The organism is Saccharospirillum sp. (assembly GCF_040881935.1).
Taxonomy (GTDB): domain Bacteria; phylum Pseudomonadota; class Gammaproteobacteria; order Pseudomonadales; family Natronospirillaceae; genus Saccharospirillum.
On the sequence record NZ_JBBECH010000072.1, the window covers coordinates 39,603 to 57,254 of the forward strand.

At 56.5% G+C, this 17,652-nt stretch carries 14 protein-coding genes; 7 read left to right on the forward strand and 7 right to left on the reverse strand.

What is annotated here, in order from left to right; genetic code table 11:
• Positions 1-33: 33 nt before the first annotated feature.
• Positions 34-1,383, reverse strand: coding sequence for a guanine deaminase (gene guaD / locus WEB54_RS13455; RefSeq protein ID WP_368056216.1), 1,350 nt, complete (start codon positions 1,381-1,383; stop codon positions 34-36).
• A 444-nt stretch (positions 1,384-1,827) separates the two neighbouring features.
• On the opposite strand from guaD, the gene fabA reads away from it, so the two are divergent.
• Positions 1,828-2,349, forward strand: a complete 522-nt coding sequence (gene fabA / locus WEB54_RS13460; protein WP_028669714.1) for a bifunctional 3-hydroxydecanoyl-ACP dehydratase/trans-2-decenoyl-ACP isomerase — start codon at positions 1,828-1,830, stop codon at positions 2,347-2,349.
• A 2-nt stretch (positions 2,350-2,351) separates the two neighbouring features.
• Positions 2,352-3,569 carry a beta-ketoacyl-ACP synthase I gene (fabB, locus tag WEB54_RS13465; protein ID WP_368056218.1) on the forward strand — a complete coding sequence of 406 codons (1,218 nt, stop codon included), beginning with the start codon at positions 2,352-2,354 and terminating at the stop codon, positions 3,567-3,569.
• Between the two features lie 254 nt (positions 3,570-3,823).
• On the opposite strand, the gene galU is transcribed toward fabB, so the two are convergent.
• Together galU and WEB54_RS13475 are read right to left on the reverse strand one after the other, a co-directional pair.
• Positions 3,824-4,666 (reverse strand): UTP--glucose-1-phosphate uridylyltransferase GalU, encoded by an 843-nt coding sequence (galU, locus tag WEB54_RS13470; protein ID WP_368056220.1) that lies wholly within the window; start codon positions 4,664-4,666, stop codon positions 3,824-3,826.
• Positions 4,667-5,133: 467 nt separating this feature from the next.
• Positions 5,134-5,739 carry a LysE family translocator gene (locus WEB54_RS13475; protein WP_368056222.1) on the reverse strand — a complete coding sequence of 202 codons (606 nt, stop codon included), beginning with the start codon at positions 5,737-5,739 and terminating at the stop codon, positions 5,134-5,136.
• A 325-nt stretch (positions 5,740-6,064) separates the two neighbouring features.
• Between WEB54_RS13475 and WEB54_RS13480 the strand changes: the two genes are divergently transcribed.
• Complete coding sequence (locus WEB54_RS13480; protein ID WP_368056224.1) at positions 6,065-7,456, forward strand: PLP-dependent aminotransferase family protein; 1,392 nt, start codon at positions 6,065-6,067, stop codon at positions 7,454-7,456.
• Between the two features lie 7 nt (positions 7,457-7,463).
• On the forward strand, positions 7,464-8,393 hold the full coding sequence (gene rarD, locus WEB54_RS13485; protein ID WP_368056226.1) for an EamA family transporter RarD: 930 nt from the start codon (positions 7,464-7,466) through the stop codon (positions 8,391-8,393).
• Here rarD and WEB54_RS13490 read toward each other — a convergent pair.
• Positions 8,359-8,985: a LysE family translocator gene (locus tag WEB54_RS13490; protein WP_368056228.1), complete on the reverse strand. Its 627-nt coding sequence runs from the start codon at positions 8,983-8,985 to the stop codon at positions 8,359-8,361. The genes rarD and WEB54_RS13490 overlap by 35 nt on opposite strands.
• A 284-nt stretch (positions 8,986-9,269) precedes the next feature.
• On the opposite strand from WEB54_RS13490, the gene WEB54_RS13495 reads away from it, so the two are divergent.
• From WEB54_RS13495 to WEB54_RS13505, 3 genes are all read left to right on the forward strand, one after another.
• Positions 9,270-10,076 carry a DUF1338 domain-containing protein gene (locus WEB54_RS13495; protein ID WP_368056230.1) on the forward strand — a complete coding sequence of 269 codons (807 nt, stop codon included), beginning with the start codon at positions 9,270-9,272 and terminating at the stop codon, positions 10,074-10,076.
• 183 nt (positions 10,077-10,259) lie between these two features.
• Entirely contained in the window at positions 10,260-10,442 is a 183-nt protein-coding gene (locus tag WEB54_RS13500; RefSeq protein WP_368056232.1) for a hypothetical protein, read from the forward strand.
• Between the two features lie 2 nt (positions 10,443-10,444).
• Positions 10,445-11,233, forward strand: a complete 789-nt coding sequence (locus tag WEB54_RS13505) for an NRDE family protein (RefSeq protein ID WP_368056234.1) — start codon at positions 10,445-10,447, stop codon at positions 11,231-11,233.
• A gap of 7 nt (positions 11,234-11,240) precedes the next feature.
• Here the strand turns inward: WEB54_RS13505 and WEB54_RS13510 are convergent, their stop codons facing one another.
• The 3 genes from WEB54_RS13510 to rng all read right to left on the reverse strand — a co-directional run bounded on the left by WEB54_RS13510 (position 11,241) and on the right by rng (position 17,574).
• Positions 11,241-12,044, reverse strand: coding sequence for a carbon-nitrogen hydrolase family protein (locus WEB54_RS13510; RefSeq protein ID WP_368056236.1), 804 nt, complete (start codon positions 12,042-12,044; stop codon positions 11,241-11,243).
• A 42-nt stretch (positions 12,045-12,086) separates the two neighbouring features.
• On the reverse strand, positions 12,087-16,034 hold the full coding sequence (locus tag WEB54_RS13515) for a YhdP family protein (protein WP_368056238.1): 3,948 nt from the start codon (positions 16,032-16,034) through the stop codon (positions 12,087-12,089).
• Between the two features lie 79 nt (positions 16,035-16,113).
• Positions 16,114-17,574 carry a ribonuclease G gene (rng, locus tag WEB54_RS13520; protein ID WP_368056240.1) on the reverse strand — a complete coding sequence of 487 codons (1,461 nt, stop codon included), beginning with the start codon at positions 17,572-17,574 and terminating at the stop codon, positions 16,114-16,116.
• Positions 17,575-17,652: the final 78 nt, after the last annotated feature.

The following is a 17,652-nucleotide window of genomic DNA, read 5'->3' on the forward strand; positions in this document are numbered from 1 at the left end:
CAATGCAACTGAGAGTCTAGGTCCGACAGACTCCTAGGCGCTGTAAAGCCGCTCACCAGCGACCCAGGTGGCTCGGGTGAGGCGCTCATCACCCAGTATCAGCGTTGCGAACAATGCTTCTTCGAGTGAGTTTGCGTGCGCCAGCCGGGCACTGAGGTTGGCACTGCGGGTCGAATCCAGCACCACCAAATCCGCCATTTTGCCGCTGTCCAGAGAGCCAATTTGAGTGTCCAGATGCAGTGCCCGGGCGTTACCTGCGGTCATCTGGTGCCACAACGCATTGGCAGTGAGCTTGTAGCCTTGCAACTGCCCGACTTTGTAGGCCTCTGCCGCCGAGACCAGCTGTGACAACGATGTTCCTCCGCCAACATCGCTCGCTAACCCCAATACGACACCCTCCCGCTCTGCCCGGGCGAAATCAAACAGGCCGCTGCCGAGAAACGTATTGGACGTCGGGCAGACTGCAATGCGCGCCTGATGTTCTCGCAATGCAGTCCATTCCCGGTCGGTCAGATGCAACCCATGCGCCAGCACTGAGCGTTCGTGGAGTAATCCATAGTGTTGGTAGACATCCACGTAATCCCTCGACTTGGGAAACAACGACTGCACCCAACTGACTTCATCCGGGTTTTCCGAAACATGGGTTTGCAGATACAACCCTCTGGCCTCCTGCTGCAATGCCCCGGCCCGTTCCAACTGAGCTTCGGTGGACGTAGGTGCAAAACGAGGCGTAACGGCATACTGCAACCGGTCGGTGCCGTGCCAGCGATGGATCAGCCGGGCGCTGGCGTCAAAGCCGCTGTTGACGGTATCGCTGAGGTAATCCGGGCAATTACGGTCCATCAGCACCTTGCCAGCAATGAGGGCCATGCGACGCTCGCGAGCGGCTTCGAACAAAGCGTCGGTCGCGGCTTCATGCACTGTGCCAAACACCATGGCTGTGGTGGTGCCATGCGCGAGTAGCGCGTCCAGAAAGACATCACTTTGATGGCGGGCGATCACCGGGTCTTCGAAGCGGCGTTCGGCCGGAAAGGTGTAGCGGTTCAGCCAGTCGAGCAATTGCTCGCCCCAACTGGCGATCACCGGCATTTGGGCAGCGTGGACGTGAGTGTCGATCAGGCCGGGGATGATCCAGGCATTGCCGTAATCAACAACCGTTGCAAAGGACTGCTGAGTAACCGACAATTCCGCGGCTGGCCCGTGCCAGGCAATGCGTCCCTGCACAATAACCAGTGCCGCCTTCGGGCAATGTCGAATCTGGTCGACCTGGGGGAAATCGATGCTTTGGCCCAGCAGTAACGTGGCCTGGGCCGCTTGATCGGCGGTAAAGCGGGCCGAAGGATCTGTCGCCGGTGAGCTATTATTCTGTACGGGCTTGGTCATGAGCGGTTCACGGGTGATTCATACAGGCAGACTGTATCAAAGCTGACCGAAAGGTCAACTAGCCTCTTCAGGGCAGCCACAGCGTGAATACTGCCCCACCATGGTCGGGGTGATTGGTCAGTTTGCTGAAACCTTCAGCCTCTCCCTGACGGTGCAACTAGGATTACCTCCACCCCTGCGCCCTCCTTCACTCACTTTTTCCCCTGCGGCATGGAATAGCCCGGGGGTTTCCAGTATTGTCTGGGCCATAAAGCGATAACATACGGCACTGTGAATACACATAAATAACATCGGTCATGCGCTACACTAGCGCTCAAGAGGCGCTAACACGACCGATTTAGACGTTGATTCACGGTTCTGGCACCAAAAAACAGGCTTGAGCCTACTTTTTACTGATTCATTTACCTATACCTACATTTTCTAACCACACGGAATCCGACAGTTATGACAGATCGCCCTTCTTCCCTCGACAAAGCGGACCTGATCGAATGCGGTTACGGACGCATGTTCGGGCCGGGTAATGCCCAGCTGCCGGTCGATAACATGCTGATGATGGACCGCATCGCCCTGATCACCGATGAAGGTGGCCAGTATGGCAAAGGCGAAATCATCGCCGAGCTCGACATCAACCCGGACCTCTGGTTCTTCCAGTGCCATTTCCCCGGCGACCCGGTCATGCCCGGCTGCCTGGGCCTGGATGCCATGTGGCAACTGGTCGGCTTCTTCCTCGGCTGGCGTGGCAATGCCGGCAGAGGCCGTGCGCTGGGCGTTGGCGAACTGACCTTCAAAGGCCAGATCATGCCGGATGCCAAGAAAGTCGTGTACAAGCTGAACATTAAGCGCGTGATGGAATCCCGCCTGGTCATGGGCATTGCCGATGGTGTGGTTGAATGCGACGGCAAACCCATCTACTTTGCCAAGGACCTGAAAGTCGGTCTGTTCAAACCTGAACAAATGGGAGCCTGATCGTGAAAAGAGTCGTAGTTACTGGCCTTGGCATCGTCTCCTGCCTGGGCAATGACGCTGAAACCGTCACCGAGAGCCTGCGTGAAGGCAAGTCGGGCATTCGATTTAACCAGACATACGCCGATATGGGCATGCGCAGCCACGTTAGCGGCACGCCCGACATTAACCTGGCCGACCACATTGACCGCAAAGCCATTCGTTTTATGGGCAAAGCGGCGGGCTATGCCTACATTTCAATGGATCAGGCGATCAAGGATTCAGGCCTAACCCCCGAGCAGGTCTCGAACATCCGCACCGGCCTGATCGCCGGTTCCGGCGGTGCCGATTCCGACAGCCAGACCGAAGCCGCCGACATCCTGCGTGAAAAAGGCCTGAAACGGGTAGGCCCCTACCGTGTCACCCAGACCATGGGTTCAACGGTATCAGCCTGCCTGGCCACGCCGTTCCAGATCAAGGGTGTTAACTATTCCATCACCTCAGCCTGCTCCACCAGTGCTCACTGCATTGGAAACGCGGCAGAACTGATTCAGCTCGGCAAACAAGACATCGTCTTCGCCGGTGGCGGTGAAGCCGAGCACTGGACCATGAGCTGCCTGTTCGACGCCATGGGTGCCCTCTCCACCAAGTACAACGACGAACCGGAACGTGCGAGCCGCGCTTACGATGCCGATCGTGATGGCTTCGTCATCGCCGGTGGCGGCGGCATGCTGATTCTGGAAGAGCTGGAACACGCCAAAGCCCGCGGTGCCAAAATCTACGCTGAAGTCGTCGGCTACGGCGCCACCAGCGATGGCTACAACATGGTCGCGCCGAGCGGTGAAGGCGCAGTACGCTGCATGCAGATGGCAATGAGCACGGTCGATGGCGACATCGATTACATCAACGCCCACGGCACCTCGACACCCGCTGGCGACGTCACCGAACTGAAAGCCGTTCGCACGGTCTTCGGCGATGCCATGCCTCCCGTTGCCTCCACCAAGTCACTCTCCGGTCACAGCCTCGGCGCCGCTGGCGTGCAGGAAGCGATATACTCCCTGCTGATGATGCAAAACAACTTCATCGCCGCCAGCAAAAACGTAGAGAACCTGGATCCGGAAGCTGGCGACGCCAACGTCGTCACCGAACGCAAAGACAACGTGACTCTGAACCGGGTGATGTCAAACAGCTTCGGTTTCGGTGGTACCAACGCGACCTTGGTTATGCAGCGGTATCAAAGTTAAGTCCTGTTGCCTGGAGCTCGCGCTGGCCACCGGGTCTGCCTGTCCGGGGTCGGCGTGAATCCATCCATGGAGTCTAGGCCGCAGCGTCCCTGCTGCGGACTACCCCGGCCAGGCAGACCCGGCAGCCAACACTTGTTTCTCGGGTTAATCTTAGCCAGAAAAAACCCGTTTAAAATATGCATAAAAAAAGGGTCGCCAATTTTGAGCGACCCTTTTTTTATGCATATTTTCTTGCCAAAACTTTCACTAAAAACTCAGTTTAAATTCCCTTTCTTATACAACTCTTCATAGCAATAATTCGTCGCTTCAACAAAACCTTCCACGGAACCACAATCAAACCGGGTACCCTTGAACCGGTAGGCCATCACAACCCCATCCTGTGCCTGGGTCATCAACGCATCGGTTAACTGAATTTCATTGTTCTTGCCCGGAGGCGTTTCACGCAAAATATCGAAAATATCCGGCGTTAGGATATAGCGGCCAATTACAGCCAGATTGCTCGGGGCGTCTTCTTTATTGGGTTTTTCGACCATGCTTTTTACGCGATACAGGCCATCTTTCACTTCCTCGCCTTCGATGACACCGTATTTGTGGATCTCATCTTCAGGTACTTCCATTACCGCGACAATGGAGCAGCGAAATTTCTTGAAGACCTTGACCATTTGTGCCATCACGTTGTCGCCATCGAATTCTGGTATACACAGGTCGTCGGCGAGCACGACGCCAAAGGGTTCGCTACCGATCAGGGTTTCGCCAGCCAGAATGGCATGGCCGAGGCCCTTCATTTCTTTCTGGCGGGTGAAAGAGAAGACGCCTTCGTGCATGACGTGACGAATCGAGGTCAGGTACTTTTCTTTATCGGAGCCATTAATCTGGTGTTCCAGCTCGTAGGAAATGTCGAAGTGATCGGCGATGGCGCGTTTACCCCGGCCAGTTACAAAGCCAATTTCATACAAGCCGGATTCGATGGATTCTTCCACCCCGTATTGCACCAGGGGTTTATTGACGATGGGCAGCATTTCTTTGGGGAGGGCTTTGGTGGCCGGTAAAAACCGGGTGCCATAGCCACCCACAGGAAACAAACATTTGCGGATCATGTTACGTCCTCTTCCAGTGTGTTCATCTCCGCTGAGCGGGCCTGTCCGGTCGGGACTTATCTGGTAACTGCTGCCAGTGTCTCCCGAATCGGCACCCGGCTTGTCTCAGCGAGTCTGTGTTCAGTCTTGCAATTCCCTGACCAGTAACATTTCCGGCGCGACCATTGCGAAGCAAAAGAAAAAGGTCTACCTCTCCCCGGCCCTGATTAGCCGGGCGCGGTACCCGGATCAGCCAAAGGGAACGGCCAGCCCTTAAATCGATCATCATTTTGCACCAAAATGACCAACAGCACCAATGCAGTGCATGTCGACCCAGCCCGCACCAAACTCAGATCGAATTGTGACGAAAAAGCATAACCGCCCATCTGGTCAGTCAGGGTTGGGCGCCGCCGCCAAACCATAAAAAAATCCTCGCGCGACAAGGGAGGATTACGCCGGCGAGGATTGCAAAACCAGTAATGCATCCATTACATCAGAATAAAGACCACACACAGGGCCGTCAGAATACCCAGTATCAGGTTAAACTTCCGCAGTCGTGCCGGGTCTTCCAGCCAACGGCGCAGCTGGGAGCCAAGCACCGCCCAGACGCAACTGCAAGGGTAAGTCATGAGAGCGAACATAAAGGCCACGGTTAGTGCACTCGGCCAGTACGCATCACCCGGCAAGCTGAAGGCTGCTATGCCGGTAATCGCCATGGCCCAGGCTTTGGGGTTCACGATCTGAAACAGCGCGGCATGCCACCAGTGCATCGGGCGGGCATCGCCATCGACACGGGCCATGCCGCCCGCGGTGGCGATGTTCCAGGCAAGCCACAACAGGTACACCGACCCGATAATTTTAAGCGCCCAATGCAACTGTGGCATGGCCAGCAACAGCGCGCCGATGCCACTGGCGACCAGTAAGTTCAGCGTCAGAAAGCCAATGAAAATACCGGTAATGTGCGGCATCGTACGGCGCAGCCCGAAGTTCATTCCGGAGGCCGTCACCATCAATACATTGGGGCCCGGAGTGATTGTTGTACTAAACGTATAAATCACAATAGGCAATAAAAACCCGAGGGTTATTGCGTCCATTTATTCAAACCTCACAGGCTGCACCGGCAGCCCCGATAGATGGTTCAGTCGACCAATTCGACATTGATTCGTTTGTTTTGTATGCATTGGTTTTTTACTGAAAATTCGAACCACCCGGGTTTCCAGCTCTGTTTGATAGGCATCCTGATAAAAGCGATATGAAGTCATAAATCGTCCTTTGTATCGATACAATTATAACCATAAAAACTAACATTAACGATGCACGTCGTATTAATCGGGCAATTAATCCAAATCAAGGTTCGACAAAAGCGAACAATTGCAGTGTAATACGACGACAATTCACTGCAAGTAGTTCTTTGTCACCATGACAATACTAACACTGGCCGGACAGACCGGGCCAAAATACAAGGCACTGGCCAACAGCATCGAGCGTGCCGTTCATGATGGCGAACTGAAGCCCGGCGACCGCCTGCCTACGCACCGGCATCTGGCCGAACAATTGGGTGTAACCGTTGGCACCGTTACCCGCGCCTATGCCGAAGCCGAACGTCGCCGGTTAATAGAAGCCCGGGTCGGCAGTGGCACCTTTATTCGCGGCCTGAACCCCGGCACCGCCAGTTTTAAAGTCACCGACTCGACGGTCGATACCGGCATTGATCTGGGCTTTAGTATTGCGCTGGAACTGGATCAACCGGAACAATTAACACGCACGCTGGCAACACTGCAGCACTCCGATGTTCTACCGCACCTATTGCGCTACCAGTCTGAATTTGGTCTCGAACACCACCGCGAAGCGGGGCGTCGCTGGTTATTGAAGACCGGCCTTGGCGACTTCAACCGGGACGACCTGCTGGTCACCCTGGGCGGTCAGCATGGTTTTTATGTTGCGCTCAATGCCTTGTTGCAACCCGGCGATGGCTTGGCCTGTGAAGGGCTGACCTATCCCGGCTTGGTCACTGCGGCAACTCAGCAAAATCTGCGACTAATGCCGCTAGCCATAGACGACCAGGGGCTGACCCCTGAGGCGCTGGAAAGCCAGTGCCTGCGCCATCCACCGCGTGCACTGTACCTAATGACCCGAATGCACAACCCGACGGGCGGGTCGATGTCACAACAACGCATTGATGAACTGGCGCTGATTTGCCGCCAGTATCAGATCACCGTCATTGAAGACGATGTGCAGGGTTGTTTGGGCGATCCGGCCCGGCCCTCCTTCAGCCAGCGCCACCCGGGCATTACCATCACCATTGCTAGTCTATCCAAAGCGCTGTGTGGCGGCTTGCACGTTGGCTTCATGCGCGCACCGGAAGAATGGGTCAATGCCGTCGGCGCAGCCTTCCGTGCCACCTGCTGGATGGCGATTCCGCTGACGACTGAAATCGCCTGCGACTGGCTAAACAATGGCTATGCCGATCAACTGTTGGCACGCCAGCAAGCCGAGATCGAGTGGCGTCAGAATGCGGTCTGCGAACGGCTGAACCAGGCCGGAATGTCCCCACGCGGTGGCGGGTTCAACGTCTGGCTGGATTTACCCGCCCCCTGGCGCGCCGTCAACCTGGTAGCGCGCGCTGCCGAACATGGCATTCAATTTAAGCCGGCTGAAGTGTTTGCAGCAGGTCAGTTTTCCGCACCTCAGGCCATACGCATTTGTATCGGTGGCCGGCTGAAACGCGATACTTTACTCAGCGCCATCGACACCCTGATTTACCTGATCCAGACCCCGGGCAATGCCCAGGATTCACAGACCAACATTTGAGACGACTATGGCATCCGCAACGCGCAGCGGCGCATTCTACGCACTAACAGCCTACATACTCTGGGCTGTGGCACCCATCTATTTTAAAGTCATGAACGATGTTGCGGCAGCCGAGTTATTGTCGCACCGCATTATCTGGTCTTTCTTGTTAACACTGGGTCTGATTTTTTTGTTTCGCAAACGCGCGGCACTGATGACCGCATTGAAATCCTCCCGTACCCGCTGGAATCTGCTGGCCTCTACGGTACTGATCGGGTTTAACTGGGGGTTGTTTATTTGGGCAGTGCAGAGCAATTACATGCTCAGCGCCAGCCTCGGCTACTACATCAACCCGCTGATGAATATATTGCTCGGTATGATCTTTTTCAGAGACCGGCTCGACAGAGTTCGCACCATCGCCGCCCTGCTTTGTGTCGCCGCTGTCGCCTTCGAGCTGATCCAGTTCGGTCGCTTGCCCTGGGTTGCACTGTTGCTGGCCACCAGCTTTGCGCTGTACGGTCTGGTGCGTAAAAAAATCGGCGTCGACAGCTTCACCGGTATGGCACTGGAAACCGGGTTACTACTACCCATTGCCGCTGGCTATCTATTGTTTGCCACCAGCCCCACCACCAGCCTGATCGAAAACACCTGGTCGATTAACCTCCTGCTGTTTGCTGCAGGCCCCGTCACCATGGTGCCATTGATGTGCTTCGCGGCAGCGGCCAACCGCATCAGCCTGACTGCACTCGGGTTCTTTCAGTACATAGCCCCAAGTGGCATGTTTTTACTGGCGGTGTTCGTTTATGGCGAAACGCTGAGCCCGGGAAAACTGGTGACCTTCGGTCTAATCTGGGCGGCGTTGCTGTTGTTAACACTCGACTCGTTGCGCACCCTGGGGCGCAACCAGTCCGCCAAGCGTGCCCTTAAAGCATCCAACGCTGCCACCAGTCCCAAATAAACAGCGCTGACAACGCCACAAAAATAACCCCGGCGCCCCGGTCAATCCAGTGGCGTCGATTCAGAAACCGGCGTTGCAGCGCCGGTTGCGACAACACCCAACCGACCAGACCAAACCACAGGCTGGTGACCACAAACACATACCCGACCAGGGCAGATTGCATCCAGCCATTCAGACCCTCAACCAGTTGCACCAGAATCGCCGAGAAAAACAACAGCGCTTTCGGGTTCAGCACATTGGTTAAAAACCCCTGCCAGAAATCGCCCCGGTCACTGACCTTCGCCGCACTGTCCAGCGGCTGACCGGGCGGTGCAGGCTGGGCGCTCAGCCCGCCCCAGCCGAGGTACAATAAATAACCAATACCCAGCCAGGGCATGGTCATCGCCAGCCAGCGACTCGACTGTACCAGCGCTGAAACGCCCAACACAGCAACCAGAGTATGCAAGGTGACCCCCAGACCAATGCCCAGGGCGTTCAACGTACTGGCGCGCTTACCGCGCGTCAGTGCCGATTTAACCACCAGCGCAAAATCCGGCCCCGGGCTGATTACAGCGGCGGTATAGACCAGTACAAAGGGCCACCAGGCGGGCATAAACCTCTCCAAAAATAGACAATAAACAACGTTCGAAGACTACCAGAAGCCGGAACCGTATGGCGAGCCTTGCCAGGTAGTCGCCAAACTCATGCAGAGTCGGCAGATGTTCCTGATTCTCGGTTTCCAAACTTTCAGCCACCGGTTGGCCAGATAACCGCACAGGTCGCGCATCCACAAGGTTAAGGCGTGCTGCTGATAACCGCTGTGGTCGCAGCTCAGTAGACTGGCTCCATCGCCGGGTTTAAGTGCCGGGCCAACACGCATCATTGCTGGAGACTTAAATGAAGATCGAAACGTTTTTCGACCACCTGTGGCAGGACTACATCAATATGACGCCTCAGGCCGAGGCCATTGCCGACGCCCTTATCGCCCGGGGCGAAGTGGTGCAAAATGACCACGTTGCTTTTCGCACCTTTAACATTGGCCCGATTCAGTTGAAGTACCTCGAACCCTTTATTCTGGACATGGGATACAGCCGCTACGAACCCTATCAGTTCCCGTCGAAAAAACTGGATGCCTATGGGTACATTCCACCGCGCCCGGACATGCCCCGTATATTCCTCAGTGAACTGCGCGTCGAAGAGCTCACCGATACGGCTCAAGCCATTATTCACCGCCTGGTTGACCAGATTGCCCCGAATGACATCGCCGATGCGTCTATATTCTGGCGCGGCCCTTTATGGCAAACCCCGTCTTATGAAGATTACGAGCAGCTGGCCAGCGAATCGGAATACGCAGCCTGGCTAAGCGTGATTGGCCTGCGCTGCAACCACTTCACCATCAACGTGAACGCCCTGAATAGCATCAATGACATCGAACAGATGAACCAGATGATCGAAGAGCTCGGTTTCAGCATCAACGAGGCCGGTGGTCGGGTTAAGGGGTCATCGGCTGTATTGCTCGAACAGGGTTCAACCAAAGCCAGCGTGCAGCCCTTTACCTTTGCCGACAGTAAACAGCACGACGTAACGACCTGCTATTACGAGTTTGCCAAACGGTATCACGATGACGAGGGCAATCTGTATCAGGGCTTTGTCGCGGCCAGCGCCGACAAGATTTTCGAGTCGACCGACATGCGCAAAAGCTGATTACACCCGCTGTGCCGTTAGCAGCTGATGGCCCAGCCCCGGCTCTTGATCGTGCCATCGGCATTTGTCAGCCAGTATTGGACTGGACGCTGGATGACCAGCGCCCGCATGCCGATATGGCTGTTTTTCGCCACAAAAAGGGCGAAGTCGTGATTGCGCTAATTCTGCAAAGGTCACCCCCCGGTGGGCTTGGCCCTCTGCCCTACCTCAACTGCCATGGGCGACTGGCGCGCGCTGGAGCAGGTAAAGCATTACGGCGGACGAATTGAAAAAACCATCCACCCACTGGCGCCCTTTGGTTTTCGCGCGGTCATCCGTGACAGCGAAGGCAACCGGGTGGCGCTGCACAGCATGGTGATGAACTGAGTATGTGTCTTTGCGTCTTTAATTATCGTCCCGGGCATGAATGGCCCTTGTTGCTGGTTGCCAACCGCGATGAATTCCTTGATCGCCCGGCAGACCCCATGCATTGGTGGGACCCCACAGAGCAGCGCCCTGTTCCGGTTCTGGCCGGACGAGATCTAAAAGCCGGAGGCACCTGGCTGGCGGCTGACCCCGCCGGTCGCATAGCGCTGCTCACTAACATCCGCCCCGGGCATCTGGGTCAAACTGGCCAGCGCAGCCGCGGCGAACTGCCGCTGGCGTTTTTACAGCAACCACACGACATCGCCACCTTCCATCAATCCCTGCGACCAGACATTGACCAATACGGTGGGTTCAATCTGGTATTGTTCGACGCTCAGGGGTTGTTCTGGTTCAGTTCGGACCACCCGCAAGGCGAGTGGTTAACACCAGGGATTCATGGGCTCAGCAACGATGCGATGAACACCCCCTGGCCCAAGGTAGCACTGGCCCGTGAGCAGATGGCCGACTGTCACCAAAGGATGGAAACAACACCCTGGCTCCCGGACGATCTGGCCATACTGCCGATACTGGCAGACCCGCACACCCAATCGGATGCTCACCTTCCCGATACCGGTGTTCCCCTGGACTGGGAACGAACCCTCTCCGCCCAGACGATCACCTCGGAACGTTACGCCAGTCGATGCCGCACCTGGATAGCCGTGCACCGTAGCGGCCGACTGCAGGTCAGCGAAGCGCAACTGAGCCCCGATGGCACCATGGCCGAGCCTCGCGTATTCGCCTGGCAGGCGTAGTCTGCAGTTAAAGCCTGCGATGCTCGTGGGTAGGCATTTTCAGACGAACCGCATCGACCCGCTCCAGGTCGGTGTCAATCGTTAGCCCCTGCTCACCCTCTCCCGCGCCTTCAACGTCACCCCAGGGGTCAACCACCAGGCTGTGGCCCCAGGTGCGGCGTTTCTCGTCGTGCTGTCCGCCCTGATTGGCGGCGACCAGATAGCTGGCATTTTCGATGGCCCGGGCGCGGCACAGAACTTCCCAGTGCGCCTGGCCAGTCGACCAGGTAAACGCCGACGGCACCACAAAGGTATCCACACCCCGGCTGCGTTGCAGCCGGTACAATTCGGGAAAGCGCAGGTCGTAACAGACGCTGAGTCCCCAGTGGCCCCAGGGCGTTTTAACGGTGACCACATCCTGGCCTGGCTGATAATGGTCTGACTCGCGATACTGTCCCTGGGCATCACCCACGGCCGCATCAAACAGATGAATTTTATCGTAATGCGCCCGCACTTCGCCCTGATCGTCCAGTACGTGCAAGCGGGCTCTCGGTTTCGCCTCACCTGGCATCAGTACGGGTACCGTGCCAGCGACAACCCAAAGCCCATGACGACAAGCCGCTTCACGCAAGTGCTGGCCAACCGGCCCGGTGAAGTCAGTCTCTGCAGCCGCCAGGTCCCGCGCCACTCCGCCACCGAAGACAGCAAACATTTCAGGTAATTGAATCGCCTGGGCCCCTGCCTCGGCCGCCGCCTGCACATGCCGGTCTACTTGATCGAGATTGTCTTCAAGATGCCGGGAACTGATCATCTGAGCCAGATACCACTTCATAAAAACCTCCTATCATCGACAAAACCGGAGGATGACCGGGTGTCAGGGCGAACCCGGGCTGCCCGGATTCGTCGGTACTACGTTGCGCAACCGATCACTGACACTGGGGTTCAATGCACTGCCGGTGTTGTTGTCGAACACACGATAAAACCGCAGTTCCGGTTCCTCGAGCGATCCGGTCACGTGCATACGTGCAGAACTAAGGCGTTCCAGCTCGTTATTGAACACCCGCTCGGTCACGTAAATGGCCGCGGCCGCCTGCGGCGACACACCAGCCAGTAAGGCCACCAGAGGAAAGGTGCTGGACAGCGGCACGGTCATGACCATATCGACATCCAGCACATCGCGAACCAGGTCGGCATCGCCACTGAAACGGAATTTAATCGCCGGCCCGTCAATCAGCAAGCGGTCACCTACGCGCGCAAAACCCCGGTCAAACAGCAATTCACCTTCGATGACATCGTAGCTGATGCCATCGCGAATCAGGTCGGAAAAGTCCAGCGCCAGACGGCGCAGAACCCGGGTGAAATTCAGCAAACCAACCAGTTTCACGCCTTCGTATTCATCCAGCTCAAGAATAGACCCATTGGTCAGGCGCAATTCGATCCCGCCGCGTAGACGGTCAAAATCAAAGTAGGCGGGCGTGCCCGGCCATTCGAAATCCAGATCAAACTGACCCGTTCGACTTTCGAGCACCGGGGCGTAGTCCCAGCTTTGCAGCACCCTCAATATGTTGCCGGTTCGAACCTGGCCCTGGAAAGCCGTGCGGTGCTGGTTATCCAGGTACCGCCAGGTCAATTCTCCCTCCAGACGCGCCTCGGGCATTTCTACTCTCAGATTCCGCAGCACCGCGTTGCCGTCCTCGCGCCGGATCTCAGCCCGCCAACTGCCCATATCGCGACCGTCAATTGACAGCCGGGCAATTTGCATATTCGCATCCGGCAGTTCATTCGGACGCAACATGGCCATCGGATCCGGCGCGGGCGTGTCTTCAGCGCCAGCCTCCGGCGAGGCACCGGCGCTCGGAGGCGTACGATTAATATTCACAAAATCAAAGTCGGCAAAATGAGGATCCCCGTTGAATGGGATCAAAACCCGGCCACTCAGTTCCCGGGCTTCCAGGGTCGTCAGCCAGCCCTCATCACTGCTGAGCACCTGCACCCGTGGCTGAGTCCAGTTCAACCCCTGGCCACGCCACAGTGCGCCTCGCAGGTTCACTTCGCGCACCAGTTGTGAACCGGCCTCGGATCCGAGCTCAGCCAGTGGCGACCCGGCTTCCTGATAAACCTCACCTACCGATTGCAAGGCCTCGCGCCACTGATCGATATTAGCTTCGGGCAGCAGGGCATCGACATAAACCCCTGATCGCTCCCGGCGTACCAACGGCGTATTGAGGGCAAGCGTTCCGGCTTCTATCCGGTTCCCGGGTGAGAGGTCAAATGACCATTGCAATATCTCGTTGTAATGGCCGGTAATGCCCAGCCCCTCGCTTTCGGCAAACACCAGGTCCAGCGCAAGCGGACGCACCTGTTCCGCCGTCTTACCCAGAACGGCCGGAAATGCCAGCGGCAGGTTTACCAGATCCGATTGCACGGTAATATGGGTCTGGCCCGGCAAAAAATCCAGTCGGGTATCGATGTTAATCTGGTAGGGCTGGCCAGAAAGCCAGGGGTCTTCGAGCCAACGCCCCCAGGCATCAACGGGAGTATTACCGGAAACCGAGAGGCTGACCCGGGTATCAGCCCCGGTCAGATCAGAAGTCAGTTGTGCCTGGTGTTCAGCCCCAAACAGCCGCCCGTCGAGACGATCCGAATAAAGCCCGCGCGCGCTGCTATAACCGATATCACCGCTAAGATCCGACACGGTAAGATCCAGTTCGGCCAAATTCAGAGTGCCGTTGTCCAACTGGCTGGTCAGCGCAATGTCGATTGGCGCCTCGCTCAACGGAACGGTTAGGTCCAGCGTCGCTTCGGTGACCCCGGACAGGGTCCAGTCACTGACCACATCCGCCGCCAGAAAGTCGAGCGGACCCTCCTGCTTGAACAACGCCAGAGCTTCGCCAGCATCGGCCGCCACGTCGAGGTCGATGAGCAGTTGCCGCTCGGAGAAAGGCAGGTGCAAACGGCCGCTGCGCAGCGCTATGCCAGCCAGATGACCGCTCTGTGCGTCGACCTGCAGATCATCGAGTGACACCCTAACCTGACCCGACCCGCCGGTGATCGCAGGCCAACGATCATTAAACCGCACCTCAGCGTCATCGACATCGGTCACTAGGGCCAGTCCACTCTCGGTCATTCGGCCGCTTCGAAAGCCAGAAACAAAGGAAAAATCCAGATCGGAAAACCGAGCCGACTGAAGGTTGTCCAGAATCCAGGGTTTGACCTGGGCTGGCAGGCGATAGTCTGGCGTCAGCCGTTTGGCCCAGTTAGCGTTGGTGGTATCCGCTGCCACGGCCAGCCGAAAACCCACTTCACGAACATCGGCGGCAACATCACTGCCATTCACCAGGTCCACGCGCCAGTGACCAGTCAGAGGCTGCGCCGAAACGCCTGCGGTACGCTGCGCGGCATCGGGTGCGATGGCCACTTCATGGTGCCCCTCCAGTTGCACCCCGGCGCCCGCCGACCAGCGAATATCCAGTAACCCACTGATGCGCTCAAACAGAAATGGCTGCTGATAAATGGCTGGAAGCTCGAAAGTAACATCGGTGTTATCGAAATCAAGGCGCGCCGTCGCCCCCTCAGCCCGCACTTGGCCGCTGATTCCGGTTATGCCTGGAATACCCGCATAAGGTTGCATCTGCAAATCAATGACATTCGCCGTCATCCTCAGAGAATCGGGCTGACCGGTACGATAAGCCACCTTACCCTGGTCAATGCTGGCTTGTGGAAACGCCCGATCCCAGTAACCACTGCCGTCATTCAACGCCAAATAAGCGCTGATGGGAGCCATTGGCAGTTGATCCCATTGCACCTGCCATTGAGACTGACGCTGGCTCGCCCGAACGATGAAATCGCCCTGAACCTCGGGTTCTGCTCCACCAGACCGTTCCAGTTCATGGGAAAAATGACGTACCCAGAGGTCCGTACCCGCGGTGGTCCGTTCGGCAAACAACTCCATATCCAGATTGCGCAGCGTCAACCCGGCGCGGCTACCAGTAAAGCGGGTAACCGGGCTTTGCAAACGAACCTGCGCCGACTGCCATTGATCACGGGTCAGACTGATCCAGTACTCACCCGCAAGCGAGGCCTGACGCATGTCCGGCAGACGCTCCTGCAGCCAGGGCGCCATATCAAAGGCACCGTGCCGTGCGTATAGGCTCACCTCATATTGATTGTTACGGCGAGTGCTTTCCAGTTGCAGTTCGATGGGAACCGTCAGGCCATCAAAATTGACACTGGCTTGTGCACGCATCCAGTTGTCGTCCTCCAGACCGGTCAGTTGCGCCGACTCCATGGCAACCGTCATTCCCGGCAATAGTCGGGGCTCTATGTGCAGGGCCATATCGGTAAAACGAACTTCCCGCTGCTGGCGAATCAGGGCGATCACCTGCTCAAGCGACATGTCGGAGGGGTTGGCCCGACCTGACCCGCCACCCACACCGGCGAAGGACCACCCCTGTTCCGTCTGTATCAGGTTGGCTTCAAATCCGGTCAGTTCAAATCGTTTAAACACCGGCGATAGCGTCACCAGCGATTGAATTAATGCTGGCTCCAGCAACATTCGCTCAACACTGAGGGTTGAACTAATCTGAACGTCTTCAGCAATAAGAATGGGGTTGAACTGGCTCCACTGTCCGCTGAGGCGGCCAATGGAGACCGACGCGTTGAGGCGGTCACTGAGCAACAGCGCCAGTTCCGCGTTATAGCGTTCGACATGCGGGAAAAACTGACGGCCCAGCGCCAGGTAGGCGGCCACCAGTAAAATCCAGAACGCACCGATCTTCAGCAACACCGTGCCCAGTGTCTTTACCAAGCGATACCTGGCCATGGATCAGCGCTTCAGCGGACTGGCGGCCGCGCCGCCGTTTGAGCCAACGCCCGCTGTTGGTAACAGTGCGGGCGCTGGCCTACTGCAGAATGACATCAAATTGTTCCTGGCTGTACATGGGCTCAACCTGAAACCGAATCGGCTTGCCGATAAAATCTTCGAGATCGGCCAGATTGGACGATTCTTCATCCAGCAGTCGATCAACCACTTCCTGCGACGCCAGTACCAGATACTGGTCGTTATTGTAGGCGCGCTCTTCGCGCAATATTTCCCGAAAAACTTCATAGCACACTGTCTGGGGGGTCTTGATACGGCCTCGACCATTACAGACAGAACAGGTCTCTGTCATCATGTGTTCCAGACTTTCCCGGGTCCGCTTGCGCGTCATTTCAACCAGACCAAGGTCGGATACACCGGTTAATTTGCTTTTGGCGTGGTCTTTCTCCAGGTATTTTTCCAGCATGCGCAAGACCTGGCGTTGATGCTCGGGATCATCCATGTCGATAAAATCGATGATGATAATGCCACCTAAATTGCGCAACCGCAGTTGCCGCACAATGGTAGTGACCGCCTCCAGATTGGTCTTGAAGATTGTCTCTTCCAGATTGCGATGACCCACAAAAGCGCCGGTATTAACATCTACCGTTGTCATCGCCTCCGTCTGGTCAATAATCAGATAACCGCCCGACTTCAACTCGACTTTACGCCCCAAAGCCCGGCGAATTTCATCCTCGACCGCAAAGAGATCAAAAATAGGCCGTTCACCCGGGTAGTACTCGAACACGGGCTCAACTTCGGGGGTGTATTTACGCACGAAATCAATAACCTTGGTGTAGGTCTCTTTCGAATCTATGCGTATTTTCTCGACATCCGCCCGCACCAGATCACGGGCAACGCGCAGGTACAGTGGCAGGTCTTCATAAATAGTGGCTGGCCCCTGCATCTCCAGTATCCGCTCGCCCAACACTCGAAATACACGCTTCAGATAATTCAGATCCGACTGGATTTCCTGTTCACCGATGCCTTCGGCCGCGGTACGCAAAATGTAACCACCCTTTTCGATGCCCTCATCCGCTTTGACTTTCAGTACCAGAGAGCGCAGACGCTCTCGCTCGTCCTCACCGTCAATGCGCTGGGATACGCCAATGTGGTTCGAATCCGGCATGTACACCAGGTAACGCGACGGAATCGATAAATGGGTGGTTAACCGTGCGCCCTTAGTGCCAATGGGATCTTTGATCACCTGCACCGTAATCGACTCACCCTCACGCACCAGAGACTGGATGGATTTCTGCGCTTCACCTTCACGCCTGGGCTGATCAAAATCAGATGCATGAATAAAGGCAGCCCGCTCCAAACCTATATCAACAAAGGCCGCCTGCATGCCAGGCAACACCCGGACGACCTTACCACGGTAAACATTACCGACGATCCCGCGTGTTTGCTCACGCTCGATGAAAATCTCCTGAACGGCCCCGTTTTCAACGATGGCCACCCGGGTTTCCATCGGTGTTACGTTTACCAATATCTCTGAATTCATAACTGAGCCTGTTCGAACCCTAAATTTCAAGCGCTGGCGCAGTATCGGTGCCCCAGGCTCATGCTGTTTGAGCGCTTT

Bases quoted from the DNA above. Each gene is read 5' to 3' on its own strand.
- rarD (WP_368056226.1), top strand. From the start codon at position 7,464: ATGGCATCCGCAACGCGCAGCGGCGCATTCTACGCACTAACAGCCTAC.
- guaD (WP_368056216.1), bottom strand. From the start codon at position 1,383: ATGACCAAGCCCGTACAGAATAATAGCTCACCGGCGACAGATCCTTCG.
- WEB54_RS13505 (WP_368056234.1), top strand. From the start codon at position 10,445: ATGTGTCTTTGCGTCTTTAATTATCGTCCCGGGCATGAATGGCCCTTG.
- WEB54_RS13490 (WP_368056228.1), bottom strand. From the start codon at position 8,985: ATGCCCGCCTGGTGGCCCTTTGTACTGGTCTATACCGCCGCTGTAATC.
- WEB54_RS13480 (WP_368056224.1), top strand. From the start codon at position 6,065: ATGACAATACTAACACTGGCCGGACAGACCGGGCCAAAATACAAGGCA.
- rng (WP_368056240.1), bottom strand. From the start codon at position 17,574: ATGAATTCAGAGATATTGGTAAACGTAACACCGATGGAAACCCGGGTG.
- WEB54_RS13475 (WP_368056222.1), bottom strand. From the start codon at position 5,739: ATGGACGCAATAACCCTCGGGTTTTTATTGCCTATTGTGATTTATACG.
- WEB54_RS13510 (WP_368056236.1), bottom strand. From the start codon at position 12,044: ATGAAGTGGTATCTGGCTCAGATGATCAGTTCCCGGCATCTTGAAGAC.
- galU (WP_368056220.1), bottom strand. From the start codon at position 4,666: ATGATCCGCAAATGTTTGTTTCCTGTGGGTGGCTATGGCACCCGGTTT.
- WEB54_RS13495 (WP_368056230.1), top strand. From the start codon at position 9,270: ATGAAGATCGAAACGTTTTTCGACCACCTGTGGCAGGACTACATCAAT.
- fabA (WP_028669714.1), top strand. From the start codon at position 1,828: ATGACAGATCGCCCTTCTTCCCTCGACAAAGCGGACCTGATCGAATGC.
- WEB54_RS13515 (WP_368056238.1), bottom strand. From the start codon at position 16,034: ATGGCCAGGTATCGCTTGGTAAAGACACTGGGCACGGTGTTGCTGAAG.